Source organism: Pseudomonas sp. 9.2(2024) (assembly GCF_039695385.1).
Taxonomy (GTDB): domain Bacteria; phylum Pseudomonadota; class Gammaproteobacteria; order Pseudomonadales; family Pseudomonadaceae; genus Aquipseudomonas; species Aquipseudomonas paraglycinae.
Genome location: NZ_CP155585.1, coordinates 3,912,317 through 3,928,158 on the forward strand (window position 1 = coordinate 3,912,317; position 15,842 = coordinate 3,928,158).

Here is a 15,842-nt window from a genome sequence, read left to right on the forward strand (position 1 = left end):
AAAGCAAAGATCGCAGCCTTTTGCAGTTCCCTTAGGAGCTGCAAAAGGCTGCGATCTTTTCGCGACGACCCGCATTGAAGGGGTCGCCTCAGGAATCAGGCCTGACGCTGGTGCTTGTCGATCTGCTCGTGACGCTCTTGAGCTTCGATGCAGTACTTGGTGGTCGGGCTGATCAGCAGGCGTTTCAGGCCGATCGGCTCGCCGCTGTCGTCGCACCAGCCGAAGCTGTCTTCCTTGATACGTTCAAGGGCCTGCTCGAGTTGCGGCAGCATGCGCTGGTCGCGATCGATCGCGTTTACCAGCCAGGTGCGCTCTTCTTCCACCGATGCGGCGTCCGCCGGGTCAGCCGGGGTGTCCAGGCTTTCGATGGCAATACGGTTCTGCTCAATGCGCTCATGGGTTTCGACTTTCATGTTCTGCAACAGCTCTTGAAAGAAAGCGTGTTGCTCGGCATTCATGTAGTCATCTGCCGGCATGGCCAGCAACTTGTCCTTTGTCATTGATATCTCTATAAAAAACGTGCATTAAGGCGAATTAGGGAGCGTTCCGGCGAACCGCCTGCGGTCATCGGAAAGGCATCGTTTATTGCAAACGCCACCCGGCACTCAATTTACGAAGGGGCGGCAGTCTAAGGCCCGTTTGAGGCCTCAGCAACTGTAAATACCGGGAATTTGTCCGACAAGGCCCGGAAACTGCTCTGACACAGGCTTCACAGCGCTCATCGGAGTGCGTTTATAGCAAGAAATTCAGTCGAGCGGCTGTATATAGAAGACAAACGTCGGACGAGCGGCGCTTTGTCGCAATTCGTTACGGTCACTGAACGCAAAACCCTCCCCTCGCAAAGACTGACAAATCCCCCCAACCTCGGCTACGTTATGCCCTCCCCGGTTCGACTTGAAGGAACGCGTCATGAAACTGATCGGCATGCTGGACTCCCCTTACGTGCGCCGCGTGGCGATCTCTGCCAAATGCCTGGGGGTCGAAATGGAACACGACCCGGTCTCGGTGTTCCGCCACTTCGAACGTTTCCAGCAGATCAACCCGGTGGTCAAGGCGCCGACCCTGATCCTTGATGACGGCGAAGTGCTGATCGACTCGACCCTGATCCTCGACTATCTCGAAGCCCTGTCCGGCAAAACCCTGCTGCCCGCCGACCTGCCGCAACGCGCCAAAGCCTTGCGCCTGATCGGTCTCGGCCTCGCCGCCTGCGAAAAAGCCGTGCAGCTCTACTACGAACGCAACCTGCGCCCGGCCGACATTCAATACCAGCCGTGGGTCAAACGCGTCGAAGGCCAACTCGCCGCCGCCTTCACCGCCCTTGAACATGAACTCGAAAAACACCCACTGCCCACCGACGGCCCTCTCCAGCAGGACGGCATCACTCTCGCCGTCGCCTGGAGCTTCACCGGCCTCGTCGTCCCCGACCAGATCGACGCCGATCACTTCCCGCGCATCGCCCAATACACCGCGTACGCCGAAAGCACCCAGGCGTTCATCGACACCCCGATGACCTGACCATGAGCGCCACCGAAACCGCCGCCCCGGCCCTCAAAGAAATCTTCAACGCCGAACGCCTGCAACACATCGCCACAGAAATGAGCGCCGTGTACCCGGCGTTCAAGGCCAAGGCGTTTCTCAAGCACGCCAACGACGGCCTCGCCGACCTCTCCGTCATGCAGCGCATGGCCCGCGTCAGCGAAAGCCTGCATCACGTGCTACCGCTGGATTACGCAGATTCCCTCGCTGTCCTGCGCGAACTTGCCCCGCGACTGAACAGCGGCTTCGTCAGCATGTGCCTGCCGCACTACGTCGCGTGCTACGGCGCGCACGCGTTCGACGCTTCCATGGAGGCCCTGAAATACTTCACCACCTTCGGTTCCTCTGAATTCGCCATCCGCCACTTCCTGCGCAGCGACCTGGAACGCTCGCTGGAACTGATGCACGACTGGACCCAAGACGAAAACCACCACGTTCGAAGACTCGCCAGCGAAGGCAGCCGCCCTCGCCTGCCGTGGTCGTTTCGGCTGGAACCGGTGCAGGCTGATCCACACTTGGCCGCCGGGATTCTTGACCGGTTGAAAGCCGATGAAAGTTTGTACGTGCGCAAGTCCGTGGCGAATCATTTGAATGACGTGACCAAAGAGCATCCGGAGTGGGTGCTGGATACAGTTGAGGGGTGGTCGCTGGAGAACAAACACACGGCGTGGATTGCCAAACATGCGCTACGAAGTTTGATCAAACAGGGGAATTCTCGGGCGCTCACAGTTATAGGCGCTGGGGCGAAGGCTGAGGTTGAATTGCTGGATGTGAAGGTGGAGCCGGCGGTTGTGCGGCTTGGGGATACGATCACTCTGTCGTTTACCGTGCGATCGTTGGTGCCAGTTGAACAGCGGTTGGTGATTGATTATGCGATTGACTATGTGAAGGCGAATGGCGGGACTTCGGCCAAGGTTTTCAAGTTGAAGACGTTGGAGTTGGCGGGGTTTGGGAGTGAGGTTGTGGCGCGGCGACAGGTGATTAAGGATTTCACTACGCGCAAGCACTATGCGGGGGTACATACGGTGCATGTGGTAGTTAATGGGGAGCGGTTGGGGAGTACTGCCGTTGACATCATCACTTAATAAGCGTCAAAAATGGTCTGCTCATCGGATGACAACCGAAAGTAGCAGGTACGTTGGATCTTGAACCGAATGATAACCTCTCCAACTACTGAGCTCGCAAAGGAACGCACATGATCGATGGTCTCGCTGTTTTGACAGTTTTTTTGGTTTACCTGGCCGGTGTCGTTATTCCAGGACCCAATTTCGTTGCGGTAGTCCACAAAGCGGTAGCTGCGTCGCGGCCAGAAGCCTTGGCCTTGGTGGCAGGCATTGTATTGGTCAACTTACTCTGGGCCACCTGTGCAATAGCAGGTATCGGCGTTGTATTTGCTGCGTTTCCTTGGGCGGCGCTGATCGTAAAAGTTCTGGGGGCCGCCTATCTGATGTGGTTTGGACTCCGACTGTTGCTAAATGCCGGAAAGACCGCGCTTGCCCCCAATAATGATGCTGCCGTCGGAAACTTTCGGCAGTCGTTCATTCAGGGAGTCATCACGAACATCGGCAACCCAAAATCCATGGCCTTCTACGCCGCTATTTTCTCAGCGGCAGCCCCCGCCCACGTGTCAACAAGCACGTTTTTGTCGATGCTGGCAGTCGTAGTGGTGGTTTCAATGACTTGGTATGGAATGGTCGCAATCGCTCTTTCGCAACCTGACATCGCGTCAGCGTATCGAAGGAGGAAAAAAGCTATTGATCAATTATGCGGTGGTTTGATTTTGTCTCTGGGGATACGGCAGCTTGTTCAATAAGTCAGGGAGGAATGCGGGCAGATTTAAAAATGGGACGCATCTATTTATCAAAAGAGCCGCCCTATCTTTTCCGACTCGCCCCCGTTTCCCAAGAATTACCAACTGCCATACGGAATGCCGAATTTGTCGATATAACGCTTGGATTTTTCACTGACCGGATAGGCGTAACGTCCTTGGTTCTTACCCTGACTAGGCCCTAACGGCTCAATCTCTGCTTTCGCCCGAGCGACCTTGATCGCCTTATGACACGAGTCTTTAACCCAAGCCTGCACCACCCCGCCGGGCGCCAGCCCCAAGTAAACCGACGCCATAAACCGCGCCTCTCGTTCAGGTGTTTGCGGGCAACGTTTGCTGGTGGATTCCAACATCAATTGCCTGGCATGTTCTGGAATATCCACCCAGGCTTGCCAGGTTTTCTTTTCAACGATTGACTGCCATCGTACATATATCCGAACGGGAAGATCGGCACCCACTACTCGTTTCCCGCTGCCGTCCACTATTGACCAGCCGCGAGCCGACTCGGTGCCGTCCTCTGGCTCGCCACCGGCTGCGGAGCCACCATTGGCCTTGAAGTAGACCTTGCCGGTAACGTCCTGCACAGAACTGTCCTCCACCCAAACCTGCATGTAATCAGGTTCGATGAATGCCAATTCCCACCATTCGGATTTGGGGTCGTTTTTGCCTGATAGCGGGTCAGCAGACTGGCAGCCAGCCATGAACAACGCGCAAAACAGAGTGACGAGTAATTTCATTACCAGAGCGTCCAGTCAGGTACGTGAGGATGTTGTACGCGAATTGAGTCTGCGGTAGGAGCATTGATATAGACCGCGCTCATTCCGCTGCCATCTCTGCGGCCAAGGGGGTGGTTCCAGTTTGCGGACGTGTGAATGTACTTCAGTTTCAACAGCTTTTCTTCTTGCGGAGTAACGCTGTAGTCACCCGCCAAGAACCGATCACACAACGCTTGAAGCTCTGAAGGAACAGCCAATTCCGGTGTATCCGGAATGTCTTTAAAGCGAACGCCCTTCTCTTTCGCCAACTGGTGCATCAAGCGCAGGTACACCCGGGAGAGCATGCCACTCACCGGACGTTTTAGTTGGACGGCGGCGTACACCCGTTTTAGGCGCGGACTGAGCCGATCTTGTAACGCATTAGGCAAGGGCAACGCAGCTGGCGTGACAATCTCCAGCATTTCCGCAGGCCAACCTTTGGCAAGCAACTGATCCTTCACTATCTCTGCATCACGATAAATCGAGGTTGTCACAACATCAGTATTCTGCGACACGTCCAAGCTTTGCATGGGGCTGACGAGTACATTCTCTTGTGCTTCTTCGAGGTAACCACCACCAAGGTCGGAATGAACTCCCGGTAAAACGATTTCCAAATGATCGGGCTTGACGCGACTCAAAGCGAAATTCGCCCGGCATTCATCGCGGGCAGTCAGCTGGACGACATCAGAGAAATAGCGACGATCCAGGTACAACCTGATGCCAGTGGCAACAGGGCTTTTGATATTGCCCAGATTTGACCATCCGGCAATCGAGGGTACGGTGTCGAACAGACCAATGAAGCCCATGTTGATGCTGCTTTTGTATTGATCATTGAAAGTAGAACTAAATCCTCTCGCACTACTGCGCATCACATCCCCAAGAGGGCCCTGCTTTCCGCGTGCAATTTCATTGGCAAAATGCCGAGCGGCAGCAGCTCCACGGCTGAAACCGAACGTATCGAATGTCAGAGAAGTAATTTCGCTCTCAGGATGGCTAGCCAGTACCCCTTCAATACGCAGTTTGATCTCTGAAAACGAAAGCTGAACACGACCTGCAACCCCCGTCTCACCTCGACCAGTGCCGGCCCCAAGCGTGCTGTCCTCCATGCCTGAGCGAGTACCGATCCCCTCGACATACACCATGCGAAAGGCTTGCTTCTGCGAGCCGTCTCCTTCGGCTTTCTGAGGTGCGTAATACAAGTCACTCAGTTTCTGCACATTGCTGGTGTCGTTACCGTAGCTGCTGTCCGGATCTTTCATGAACGGCTTACAACTGGCATCAATATCTTGAGCCGCAATCGGATGATGAGCACCACACAGAAGCCCGGCCGCAGCATTATTGGCATTATTCCCCGTACCATCGAAGAACACTCCGATCCGCAGGGCTATGCCAATTTTTTCACGTGCAGATGCCGGTTCCTTCCCGTGTTTCTCATACTCAGCCCAACGCTGGGCATGAATATCGACGGGGTCGGTTCCTTTGTTGCGATAGTTTTTAGGCGGGTTGGGAATGTAGCCACTCAATCCTTGATTCCTTCTTCTGATCCTTGAAGAACGGGCCGAAGGGTGACAGCGGAAATCGGGGGGCGCAAGGCGTGGCCGCGTGCCAGCACCTGGCGCTCTTTCTCCCTGCCTGCAATGGTGGCGCCGAGCCACGAATGATATGGTTCAGCCTCAAAACCAGGGACGACACCTCGTGCACAAACAATGTCTGGCAGCAGCAGTAACCTTCGCCATCAGTTTTTCCGCCCTTGCCTCTCCTGTGCCGCAGGAAGAGCTAGAAGAGTGCCAACGAATAGAAAACTCGGCCAAACAGGTCATGAAAACCAGGCAGCAAGGCGTGCCCATGGCTTCGGTGATGGAACTGGCCGAAGCGGCAGGTAAGCAGAACGAGTATGTGGGTGAGGTGTTCAAGTCGTTGATTCGCGAGGCGTACGAGATTCCTCAATACTCAAGCGAGAGTTTGCAACAGAAAGCGATCAGCGATTTCCATTCCAATTTCTACAAGGCTTGCATCGTGACGGCGGAAAAGAGAGCAAACGCCAACGGTTGAGCTTAACGAACAAAAAAGGGAGCAGATTCAGGTAGTGAATCTGCTCCCTTTTTACTGAAATACAGCCTTAAGTTTTCAGTTCGACGTTATCCAACGCCTGATTCACCGCCAATTCCCCGAGCATCACAATCTGCGCAATCCCTATCGCAGTCTTACGGTGAGAGGGCTCCAGCGTGGCCGCAAAGTTGTTGAGCATCTCGCTGGCCGAACCGAGGGATTCACTGGCGTTGGCGAGCAGTGATTCGGTGTCGTACGCCGGATTCGCCAAGTACATCGGGTCGTGCTTGTGGTGACTCCCCATAATCCGTTGCTGCGGAGTGAGGTAATGATCGAGCGCGCGTTCGGCGGCTTCGTTCAGGGTTCGGGAGTCGGGGAATCTGTAGGGTGAAACCGGATCGGTTTCCGGGGGGTTCGGTGTCGGTTTGATCATGGTGAAACTCCTGATTTTGATTAGGAGCTACCAGCATCACTTGCAGATGATGGGTGGCAGCCATGTGCGGGTCTGCAAGACCGGGAAACCAGGCACCCGGCAGACCCGAGGGTCTCCCGCACAAAGCCGCCATTGCGCGGGCGCGAACGAGCGTCCTTTTGGCAGGCTGTGCGACTGGTTTTCCGGCGGGCTTGCAGACCCGATCACTGATGGGCAGTGACGGGAATCAAGTTACGGTCGGGGGGCCAGACGCACAAGCCGGCGGATTCTGTCTTAGGTGTAGGGGACGGCGCAAGGCGCTGTGGGCATCCGGGTGTGACAGCAGGACTGATTTAAACAACCAAAGCGCAGAGCGTTTAATTCCGGACAAAAGCCGGACTGTCACCCAGTCCGGCGCCCTCATCACAAACGCAAGTTTCAGTTTCCGGGCCAAAGAGCCCCATCATCTCCACCCGCAGTAAAAGCCGCCCCCTCAATGTGATAAACCTGCGGCGCCTCCGAAAAATACCCCTCCAGCCCCAACATAAAGACCCTGTGATCCTCCCCCGCCTCAAACTCCGTATGAGCCTCAAGAGACTCCCACCGCACGATCAAATTGAACCGCTCCGGCGTTTCAATCCCCTGCGCAAGCATGTGCCCGCCATACCCATTCGCGCGGCGGAGCAAAGCCGCAACCTCGGCAAATGCACCTCTGAACTCATCAACACGTTCTTTATAAACGGGCAACAAAGCGATCTCATAAATCATGACGCATCCCCCGCAGAACCCGCCCGAAGCGACGGCTCAACCGCAATCGCGATTTTCCCTTGAAGACCGTTGTTGTGACTTTCCAACCGAGCATGGGCCAGCGCAATCTCCGCAAGCGAATACACCGCGCCAACATGTGGTCGCAGTTGACCGCGCTCCACCAGGGCACTCAATTCATCGAGCTTGCCGCGGTTCTGGCGGGTGAACACGAAGTGATAGCTCGCGTTCTTGCCCCAGGCTTGGACGAGGTTTTGTGGCCGGGCGATGTCGACGATCGAGACCACGCGGCCAAGTTGTGCGAGGGCGTCGGGGCTGCGCGACAGGGTGTCGCCGCCGATGGTGTCGAATACCACGTCCACTCCGAGGCCATTGGTTTCTCGCAGGATGGCGTCGACGTAGTCGCCCTTTTCGTAGTCGATGATCACATCGGCGCCCATACGGCGGACGAACTCGGCGTTTGCTTCGCTCGCGGTGGTGAACACTTTGGCGCCCATCGCTTTGGCGAGCTGGATGGCGACGTGTCCGACGCCGCCTGCGCCGCCGTGTATCAAGATGCTCTCCCCCACTCTGAGCGCCGCCCGCACGATCAGCGCTTCCCACGCCGTCCCGCCCACCAGGCTCAAGCTGGCCGCTTCGAGGTGGCTCAGCGAGGAAGGCTTTTTGCCGATGATGCTGGCGGATGCGACGTGGTACTCGGCATAGCTGCCGGGACCGTCGAAGATTTGCGGCGTGTACCAGACTTCGTCGCCCGGTGCGAAAGCCGTCACGCCGGGGCCGACCGCTTCGACGACGCCGGAGACGTCATGTCCGGTGATGGCCGGCAGTTGCACCAGATCCTGATAGTCGCCGCGTCGGACTTGATAATCCAATGGATTGATCGAGGTGGCGTGTACCCGGACCAGCACTTGCCCCGCTTTCGGCACGGGCTTGGGTACGTCGCAAAGTGTGAACGATTCCGGGTTGCCAAATGATTCAAGCAGCATCGCTTTCATATTGAATCCTCGTATCGATAATAAGGGATATCGAGATATCTCGATATCACGCGGTAAATTTTTTTACAGCTCTTTCCCTATGACCTCGGCCAAGGCGCTGATGTTGGCTTCATTGCGCTTGTAGTAGGTCCACTGACCGATGCGCCTGACTTCAACCAGGCCCACACGCTGCAGCGTTGCAAGATAACCGGACACCGTTGACTGCGAGAGTCCGATGCCCTCTTGAATACTGCTCACACACACGCCCACCGTGTGAACGTCGCCCTCGTCCTGCGGAGGGAAGTTCTTTACGGGGTCTTTCAAGCCTTTCAGGATTTCAAGCCGTACCGGGTTTGAGAGTGCTTTGAATACTTCGATCAGGTCCATGCGGCGAGAATATCGAGATTGTTCGATATGTCAATACGCTGATTGACCAACGGAAAGCATCTCGCCTGCCGAGAGCCCGGCAACGCTCGTCAAACCGCCAGAACGCAGCAAGGTACCTGGTAAAGAATGTGCTCGGTGGTACTGCCCAACCATTTGCTCAAGCCCCGGTTGCGAACTCTTCCCATCACGATGACATCGACATGCTGTTCGTCGGCGAACTCGCTCAGTACGCTAACTGGCCGGCCTTCAACGAAGTGCCGCTGACTGGAGGCCACACCGAACTGCCCGGCCAGTCGAAGAAACGATTTTTGCAGGTCCTCGCGCAGTGACCGAGTCAGCTCGGCCAGGGGTAATCCTCCCATGTCCGCCAGGTACGCGGCGGAAATATCGCAGGCATAGAGCAAGTGCAACTCGGCGTCGCACTGAATGGCCAGGGCACTGGCCTGCCGGATGATCTGCTCGTTCAACGAGTTGTCGGCGGACTCGATATCCGACACCTCGACCGCCGCCAGCACTTTACGAGGCAATACATAGCCGCTTCCGCCCACCAGATACACAGGGACTGGACAATCGCGCAGCAATTGCCAGTCCAGCGGCGTGTAAAACGCGCGCCTGAGGGTCGACACCTGTTCGATTTCCTTGATCAGCAGATCGGGCCCATACGCTTTGACGTGATCAAGGATGCGCTGCTCCACATCAGCGGCCCAGTCCACTTCGGTGGTCACCTCGATCCGCCTGCCGCGCAGATTGACCGCCCGGGCTTCCAGCGTCTGCCGGTGTTCCTCAAGAAATGCTTCGCGTGCCTGTGACCGGTTGCCTGTTTCCAGCAGCGACAAACCGTCGAGCGAGGGAATCAGCGCCAATATGTGCAAGCGCGCGCCACTGGCCTTGGCCAGCGCCGCGGCATGGTTGATCGCAGCGGACTCGCGCAGGAGCGGATTGATGATCAGCAACAACCGTTGATACTGGCTCATAGAGACCTCTCGTCAGATCCAGGACGTCGCACTTCGGTTCGAACGACCGGCCCCACCGCCAGGATGCTGCCGGGTACCGAATACAGCGCCCGTTCAGTATTGCTGCCCATCAACCGATCAATACCTGCGCGGTGCACCGTGCCCATCACGACCACATCCGCCACGTATTGCTCGACAAACTCGCTGATGACAGGCACTGGCAGGCCCATTACAAAATGGCGTCGCTCAGGCGGGATCCCGTAGCGATCGGCCAGATTGATGAACGCCTGATGCAGGGACTGCCGCAGCTCCTCGACAAAATCCACTCCCCATCCGGCACCGACCAGCGGCGCGTCGCCATTGAAGGCCGGTGACAGGTCATAAGCGTAGAGCAGGTGCATGGGCGCGTCACATTGCGCGGCCAGCGCGTTGGCAGTCTGAATGATGGTGTCATTCAGACCGCTGATCTGGGTCTCGGGATCGAACGGATCCACGGCCGCCACGATCCGATGCGGCAGGCTGTAACGGACCTCGTTGACCAGATGCACGGGCACCGGACATTCGCGCAGCAAATGGCAATCCAGCGGCGTTATGAAAACCCGCTTCAGGAGGGGTTCGAGCGTCACATCCTTGATCAGCAAATCAGGTTTGAGGTCTGCGACAGCCCGCAGGATATCCAGCAGCGCGTGGGTGGTGAACACCACGTTCACCGTCACCTTCAGTCCCTGTTCCGAGAGTAGCTCAAGCTGATCGGCTACCCAGCGACGGTGGTGGCGCAGATAGCGCTGATACCCGACCTCATCGATTTTGTCCTCCCACAGGTGAACCACGGGTGCCGGTTCAGCGAAGACCCGAACGTCCAGCGCCGCCCCGCTCGCCTTGGCCAGCGCCACCGCGCGCAGCATGGCGGGCGTCTGATGCAGGGTCTGGTCGGCGACCAGCAGCAAACGTTGATATTGCCCCATTACACACCTCCGCAAGACAACCGCAGGCTTTGAGACTGAGCCTGCGCGACTGGCGCGCAGTTGATTTACATCAACTTCGGACCATTCAACATCGCCGGTCTCTGACCCAGATCAGATTCCTGCCCATTGAGCGGCGTAGAAAGAAAGCGACTGCAGGGCGCTGTGTCCCGCACCCGTCTTTAAAACCGCAAGGAGGGTCTCCTCATGCTCACCGTCAAAGACCACAACGAACGAGCCGCCAATGCCTATGCCTCGATCGCCGGGCAACACTGGATCGAAGCACTCAGGGACGGTCGCCATGTGCTGATCCGGCCCCTTTCGGAAAAGGATCGGGAACGCGAATATGCGTTCATCAAACGCTTGTCTCCGGAGTCGCGACACATGCGCTTTCTGGCGCAGATCAACGAACCGTCGGGCACGATGCTGGATCAATTGATGGACACCGATAATCGCCTGCGCCTGGCCTACGTCGCGCTGGTGCACGACAACGGCCAATTGATCGAGATCGGCGTAAGCCGCTATGCCGCCACGGGTGAACACGAGTGCGAATGCGCCGTTACCGTCGCCGATGAATGGACGCACCTGGGACTGGGGACCCTGTTGATGGAGCACCTGATCTCGGCGGCACGCAAGAATGGAATGCATCGGATGTATTCGGTCGATGCTGCCAGTAATGCCCCGATGCGTGACCTGGCCCGGACGCTGGGGTTTGAACGGCACAATGACCCTGACGATCCCCGCCAGGTCATTCACAGCCTGTACTTGTAGCCTCTGCCGCCGGCGAACGTCAGTACGGGCGATCGCCGGTGCTCCGACGCTAGAGTCCCCTGCCCGGCTTGATCGCCAACACACTGCACGGTGCCCGGTGCAAGAGTTGTTCGGCGGTGGTGCCCAGCAGTTTGGTCAGACCCAGGTGCTGCACCGTACCCGCCACGATCATGTCGACGTTTTGCTCTTCGACGAATCGGCAAATGGCCGGCACCGGCGCACCTTCGATGAAATGACGACACTCCTTCGACACGCCATGACGCTCGGCCATCGCGGCAAACGCCTCATGCTGCGCCGTGCCCAGTGCCTCGTAGATACCGGTGGCCAGTGGCAACGCGCCGACCCCGAAGTCTTGCGCATAGGCGGCGGTCCAATCGTAAACGTGCAACAACTGCAGCCGGGCATTGCACACCTCGGCCAGCTTCGATGCGGCATCGATAATCTGGTCGTTGAACACCAGATCCTGATCTTCGCTGCGCAGCACGTCGATGATCGCCAGAACATGACGGGGGCGAGGGTTCAAGGCGTTGGTCACGAGGTGTACCGGGATCGGGCAATCGCGCAGCAGTTGCCAGTCCAGCGGAGTAAAGAACACCCGTTTCAAGGCCGACTCTTCATGAGCATCCTTGATGATCACCACCAACGGTATCTCATTGATGAATTGCAGAATCTCCGCGTAAGGGTCCTGGACCCAGACCACTTCGCTCGTGACAACGATCCCGTGTCCACGCATCCGTGTTGCCTGTTCTTCGAGCCAATGGCGATGCTTCTCCAGGTAGGCGTCACGGGCCACGGCCACCTGTTCGGGGGCAAACAGCCCGGCCACTGCCAGCGCCTGTAAATAATCGAATGCCACGATATGCAGCGGTCTTTGCAGCGCCTGCGCCAATGCCAAGGCACGATCGAATGCCGGCGTGTGGTGCATGGCGGGCGGAGCGATCAGCAGCAGGCGGGGTTCCTGTGTCATGGTGCACCTCGGCATTGAGCGATGGCAGGGAATGAGTCTCAGGCTGTCCCTTTTACCGACGAGCACTTTGATTTTTGTCAGTGTCCGGTCAAATCGTCGCTCGATCCACCAGCAGACCGGCCCACATGGCAGCGGTCAGCAGAATCTGACCGGGTATGACATACGCGGCGAAGCGTCGTCCGCCACTGATCCAGGCCACCAGGCACTTGCTCAACGCGTTACTGCTGACCGCCAGCAACACGGGTGGCGCAATGGCGCTGTAAGCCAACAGGCCACCCTTGGCGAGCGTGGCGATTGAAGCCGTGGAAGAATGGGCATCGGCGAATCCGCTTAGCACGGCAGTCAGCATCACGCCCGCCTCGCCAAAGTGATCGAGCATCAACGAAGACAAAAACGTCACGCCGGCCATGGTCAACGTGACCGCCAGCGCGAGCTTGAGATTGAACGCCCCGCCGACCTTGATCGGTTGGTTCGCAGCGACCGCGGGCCTGGGGAACAGCAGGCCCAGGCTGAACAGCAGCGTTACGCCAAACCCGGCCAGCAACGGCCCCCACAGGTGCGGCAACAGCGCGGTGTCGACCGCGCCGAGGATCAGCGCGACCTGCGCCGCCATGGCCAGGTTCGACAGCAGGGCCGCCGCACTCAGTACCTTGAGGTGCTCCGGGTCTTTGCGGGCGATATGCCCCATCGCCGCAATCGTCATGGTGCTGGAGGCGAAACCGGACGCGATGGCGCTGACCGCGTAGCCGTAGCGCACACCCAGCGTGCGCATGGCGATATGCCCGATGGCGCCGACGCCCATCAGCAACACGGTCAATGTACAAAGGGTGCGCAGGTTGAGTGCCGAGTAGGGACCGATGAACCGGTCAGGCGTCAGCGGCAACACCACCAATGCTGCGATCAGCAGCACCAACCCATCGCGCATCTCCGCTTCGCTCAACTGGCTGCGGGCGAAGTGATGGAGTTTCTGCCGGTAAGCCAGCAGCCCCGCCATGACCACGCCAATGGCGATTGCCAGTTCCGGCGCTGTGCCGCATAGCGCGCCCAGTACCAGCACCGTGAGCAAGGCCACTTCGCTGGTCAGCCCCGGATCAGTGCTCAGGCTGCGCCAGTAAGCCACGCTGATCAGCAGCGCCAGACAGCCGCCCACAATGCCCAACAGCAGTGCGCCGCCCACTTGCATCGCGACGTAACCCAGCAGCGCCGTGATCGCGAACGTGCGCAACCCGGCACAGGCACGGCTGTCGCCGCGCCCTTTATGCCGCTCGCGCTCCAGACCGACCAGCATGCCGATACCCAGCGCTGCGGCGGCCCCCGCCAGACCCAGTGCGTCGTTCATAGCGCGACGGGGTCACCGGCGCGCGTGACCCTGGGTCGTGCAACCGGCGCTGTATCGACAATCGTTGGCCACACATGAGGCGCATCGATCCGTGCCTTGAGCTGATCGACAAAAGATTGCGCAGCGACCTTGCTGTCAAACCTGACCACGAATGCATCCATTCGCACGATCCATTGATCGTCGCTCGGTCCACTGATTTCAATGTTCATCATCACCTCCAATCGCCGAAAGCAATCCGTCATGCAGTCACCGTTACGTTCTTCGAAGCAGTGTCGTGAGCTCGCCATGAATAGGCTGTCGCCGATGCTATTGCGCCTCAGCGTCAGGCTGAACATCGCAGTCATGTACCGGGGTGGGCGCTGAACCAGACTGCGCCGGGCTACGTGTCCGACACTTGATAATGATCAACAATCCACGCCGCAAACGGTCAGGGTAATCCCTGTGTCAGCGCTCACATCGTGGCGGCGCCCAGGCAAAAACACGGTGTTTGTTCTTTCTGATCTAGATCAAACGGCGTCTGAGTGTTCCCGCAGAAATTAGAGTCAGCATTCACGCCAACGCATTCGGTGAGTGCATACCACCTCGTTTCCCGGAGGCTCCCATGGCTACGCACTTGCAAGGCACGCATTCAACTGTTCCTCCCACCGGTCAACCGATGACAGGCCGTCTGCAAAAAGTCGAGACCAAACGGCTGTCCCTGAGCCTGCTGATTGCACTCGTGGTCGGTTCGATGATCGGCAGCGGCATTTTCAGCCTGCCGCAGAACATGGCGGCCAGCGCGGGCGCCGGGGCGATTCTGATTGGCTGGTTGATCACCGGTGTCGGCATGCTCTCGCTGGCATTGGTTTACCAGACGCTGTCCAACCGCCAACCGGATCTGGATAACGGCGTGTTCGCCTACGCCCGGGCGTTAGGGGGCGAATATCTCGGTTTCAATTCGGCCTGGGGCTACTGGATCAGCGCATGGATCGGCAACGTCAGCTACCTGGTGATTCTGTTTGCCGCGTTAAGTTACTTCTTTCCACTGTTCGGCGAAGGCAACAACACGGCGGCGATTGTCGGGGCGTCTGTGGTGTTGTGGTCGCTGCACTGGATGATCCTCAGCGGGATGCGCACGGCGGCACGGGCCAACGCGCTGACAACCGTGGCCAAAATTGTGCCGCTGCTGCTGTTTATCGGTCTGGTGATGGCGGCCTTTCAACGGCAAACATTCAGCGTTGATTTCTGGGGTTCGCCGGCGCTGGGCAGCACCCTTGACCAGGTCAAAAGCACAATGCTGGTGACGGTCTGGGTATTCATCGGCATCGAAGGCGCCAACGTGTTTTCCGCCCGGGCGGCAGAAAGGGCCAATGTCGGACGCGCCACGGTTATTGGTTTTGTCATCACCCTGTTGCTGCTGATTGCTGTGTCTCTGTTGTCGCTGGGCATTCTCAGGCAACCGGATCTGGCAGCCCTGAAAAATCCATCCATGGCCGGTGTGCTTGAAGCTGCGACAGGACCTTGGGGAGCCGTTCTGATCAGCATCGGCTTGATCATCTCGGTGGGCGGAGCCCTGCTCGCCTGGACACTGCTGGCGGCGGAATCGGTATTCACGCCAGCCAGGGAAAACGTCATGCCGGGCGCACTGGCCGAGGAAAACAGCCGTGGCGTGCCGAATCACGCCCTGTGGATCACCAATGGCTGCATTCAACTGTTTCTGTTGCTGACTTTGTATTCAAGCGCCAGCTACCTGGCGCTGATTTCCCTGGCCACATCGATGATTCTGCTGCCGTACCTGTTCAGCGGCCTTTATGCGCTGAAGCTGGCCTGGCAAGGGCAGACCTACGAGGGACATCTGGGCCTGCAAATACGCGACGTGGCCATTGCCCTGATCGCCACCCTGTACTGCGTGTGGCTGCTGTACGCCGCCGGGCCGAAATACATGCTGCTCAGCGCTTTGCTCTATGCCCCAGGCTCATTGATTTACCTGGCCAGCATGAAATCGCGCCAGGGACAACCGCTCAACGGCCCCGAAACGGGACTGCTGATCATCATCTGGACGGCGGCGGCCTTCGCCGGCTGGATGCTGTGGACCGGGGCACTGACGCTTTGAGGCCAGTGCCCGCGCCGTATTTTTTTTCCAGGGTGGACTCGCGTACAGGACA

18 protein-coding genes are annotated in these 15,842 nt (G+C 58.1%); 6 read left to right on the forward strand and 12 right to left on the reverse strand.

The window, feature by feature from the left end; all coding sequences use genetic code 11:
- Nucleotides 1-95: 95 nt before the first annotated feature.
- Entirely contained in the window at nt 96-500 is a 405-nt protein-coding gene (locus tag ABFB52_RS17430) for a TraR/DksA C4-type zinc finger protein (protein ID WP_039767046.1), read from the reverse strand.
- A 409-nt stretch (nt 501-909) separates the two neighbouring features.
- On the opposite strand from ABFB52_RS17430, the gene ABFB52_RS17435 reads away from it, so the two are divergent.
- The 3 genes from ABFB52_RS17435 (at nt 910) to ABFB52_RS17445 (ending at nt 3,349) form a co-directional block, all read left to right on the forward strand.
- Nucleotides 910-1,515 (forward strand): glutathione S-transferase, encoded by a 606-nt coding sequence (locus ABFB52_RS17435; protein WP_085746166.1) that lies wholly within the window; start codon nt 910-912, stop codon nt 1,513-1,515.
- A gap of 2 nt (nt 1,516-1,517) precedes the next feature.
- Nucleotides 1,518-2,621, forward strand: coding sequence for a DNA alkylation repair protein (locus tag ABFB52_RS17440; protein WP_129973198.1), 1,104 nt, complete (start codon nt 1,518-1,520; stop codon nt 2,619-2,621).
- A gap of 110 nt (nt 2,622-2,731) precedes the next feature.
- Entirely contained in the window at nt 2,732-3,349 is a 618-nt protein-coding gene (locus ABFB52_RS17445) for a LysE family translocator (protein ID WP_129973197.1), read from the forward strand.
- Between the two features lie 95 nt (nt 3,350-3,444).
- Here the strand turns inward: ABFB52_RS17445 and ABFB52_RS17450 are convergent, their stop codons facing one another.
- The gene (locus ABFB52_RS17450; RefSeq protein ID WP_102687066.1) at nt 3,445-4,101 is read right to left on the reverse strand and encodes a DUF2931 family protein; all 657 of its coding nucleotides are present in this window, start codon (nt 4,099-4,101) and stop codon (nt 3,445-3,447) included.
- On the reverse strand, nt 4,101-5,642 hold the full coding sequence (locus ABFB52_RS17455; protein WP_102687065.1) for a DUF2235 domain-containing protein: 1,542 nt from the start codon (nt 5,640-5,642) through the stop codon (nt 4,101-4,103). The genes ABFB52_RS17450 and ABFB52_RS17455 overlap by 1 nt, the downstream gene beginning before the upstream one ends.
- 172 nt (nt 5,643-5,814) lie before the next feature.
- Here ABFB52_RS17455 and ABFB52_RS17460 point away from each other — a divergent pair, with 172 nt between their 5' ends.
- Nucleotides 5,815-6,171, forward strand: a complete 357-nt coding sequence (locus ABFB52_RS17460) for a hypothetical protein (RefSeq protein WP_102687103.1) — start codon at nt 5,815-5,817, stop codon at nt 6,169-6,171.
- A gap of 67 nt (nt 6,172-6,238) precedes the next feature.
- On the opposite strand, the gene ABFB52_RS17465 is transcribed toward ABFB52_RS17460, so the two are convergent.
- The 6 genes from ABFB52_RS17465 to ABFB52_RS17490 form a co-directional block, all read right to left on the reverse strand.
- Nucleotides 6,239-6,601, reverse strand: a complete 363-nt coding sequence (locus ABFB52_RS17465) for a DUF6124 family protein (RefSeq protein ID WP_129973196.1) — start codon at nt 6,599-6,601, stop codon at nt 6,239-6,241.
- 417 nt (nt 6,602-7,018) lie between these two features.
- Nucleotides 7,019-7,348: an antibiotic biosynthesis monooxygenase gene (locus ABFB52_RS17470; protein WP_129973195.1), complete on the reverse strand. Its 330-nt coding sequence runs from the start codon at nt 7,346-7,348 to the stop codon at nt 7,019-7,021.
- Nucleotides 7,345-8,340: a zinc-dependent alcohol dehydrogenase family protein gene (locus ABFB52_RS17475; RefSeq protein WP_129973194.1), complete on the reverse strand. Its 996-nt coding sequence runs from the start codon at nt 8,338-8,340 to the stop codon at nt 7,345-7,347. Before ABFB52_RS17475 ends, ABFB52_RS17470 begins: the two co-directional genes overlap by 4 nt.
- A 63-nt stretch (nt 8,341-8,403) precedes the next feature.
- Entirely contained in the window at nt 8,404-8,706 is a 303-nt protein-coding gene (locus tag ABFB52_RS17480) for a metalloregulator ArsR/SmtB family transcription factor (protein WP_007950555.1), read from the reverse strand.
- An 89-nt stretch (nt 8,707-8,795) separates the two neighbouring features.
- Nucleotides 8,796-9,680, reverse strand: a complete 885-nt coding sequence (locus ABFB52_RS17485) for a universal stress protein (protein WP_129973193.1) — start codon at nt 9,678-9,680, stop codon at nt 8,796-8,798.
- Complete coding sequence (locus tag ABFB52_RS17490; RefSeq protein ID WP_129973192.1) at nt 9,677-10,624, reverse strand: universal stress protein; 948 nt, start codon at nt 10,622-10,624, stop codon at nt 9,677-9,679. The genes ABFB52_RS17485 and ABFB52_RS17490 overlap by 4 nt, the downstream gene beginning before the upstream one ends.
- A gap of 204 nt (nt 10,625-10,828) precedes the next feature.
- Here ABFB52_RS17490 and ABFB52_RS17495 point away from each other — a divergent pair, with 204 nt between their 5' ends.
- On the forward strand, nt 10,829-11,392 hold the full coding sequence (locus ABFB52_RS17495; RefSeq protein ID WP_085746153.1) for a GNAT family N-acetyltransferase: 564 nt from the start codon (nt 10,829-10,831) through the stop codon (nt 11,390-11,392).
- 49 nt (nt 11,393-11,441) lie between these two features.
- On the opposite strand, the gene ABFB52_RS17500 is transcribed toward ABFB52_RS17495, so the two are convergent.
- The 3 genes from ABFB52_RS17500 to ABFB52_RS17510 form a co-directional block, all read right to left on the reverse strand.
- Complete coding sequence (locus tag ABFB52_RS17500; protein ID WP_129973191.1) at nt 11,442-12,359, reverse strand: universal stress protein; 918 nt, start codon at nt 12,357-12,359, stop codon at nt 11,442-11,444.
- Between the two features lie 88 nt (nt 12,360-12,447).
- On the reverse strand, nt 12,448-13,698 hold the full coding sequence (locus ABFB52_RS17505) for a DUF4010 domain-containing protein (RefSeq protein ID WP_129973190.1): 1,251 nt from the start codon (nt 13,696-13,698) through the stop codon (nt 12,448-12,450).
- Entirely contained in the window at nt 13,695-14,033 is a 339-nt protein-coding gene (locus tag ABFB52_RS17510) for a hypothetical protein (RefSeq protein WP_256656674.1), read from the reverse strand. Before ABFB52_RS17510 ends, ABFB52_RS17505 begins: the two co-directional genes overlap by 4 nt.
- Nucleotides 14,034-14,299: 266 nt before the next feature.
- Here ABFB52_RS17510 and arcD point away from each other — a divergent pair, with 266 nt between their 5' ends.
- Nucleotides 14,300-15,790 (forward strand): arginine-ornithine antiporter, encoded by a 1,491-nt coding sequence (gene arcD / locus ABFB52_RS17515; protein ID WP_129973189.1) that lies wholly within the window; start codon nt 14,300-14,302, stop codon nt 15,788-15,790.
- Nucleotides 15,791-15,842: the final 52 nt, after the last annotated feature.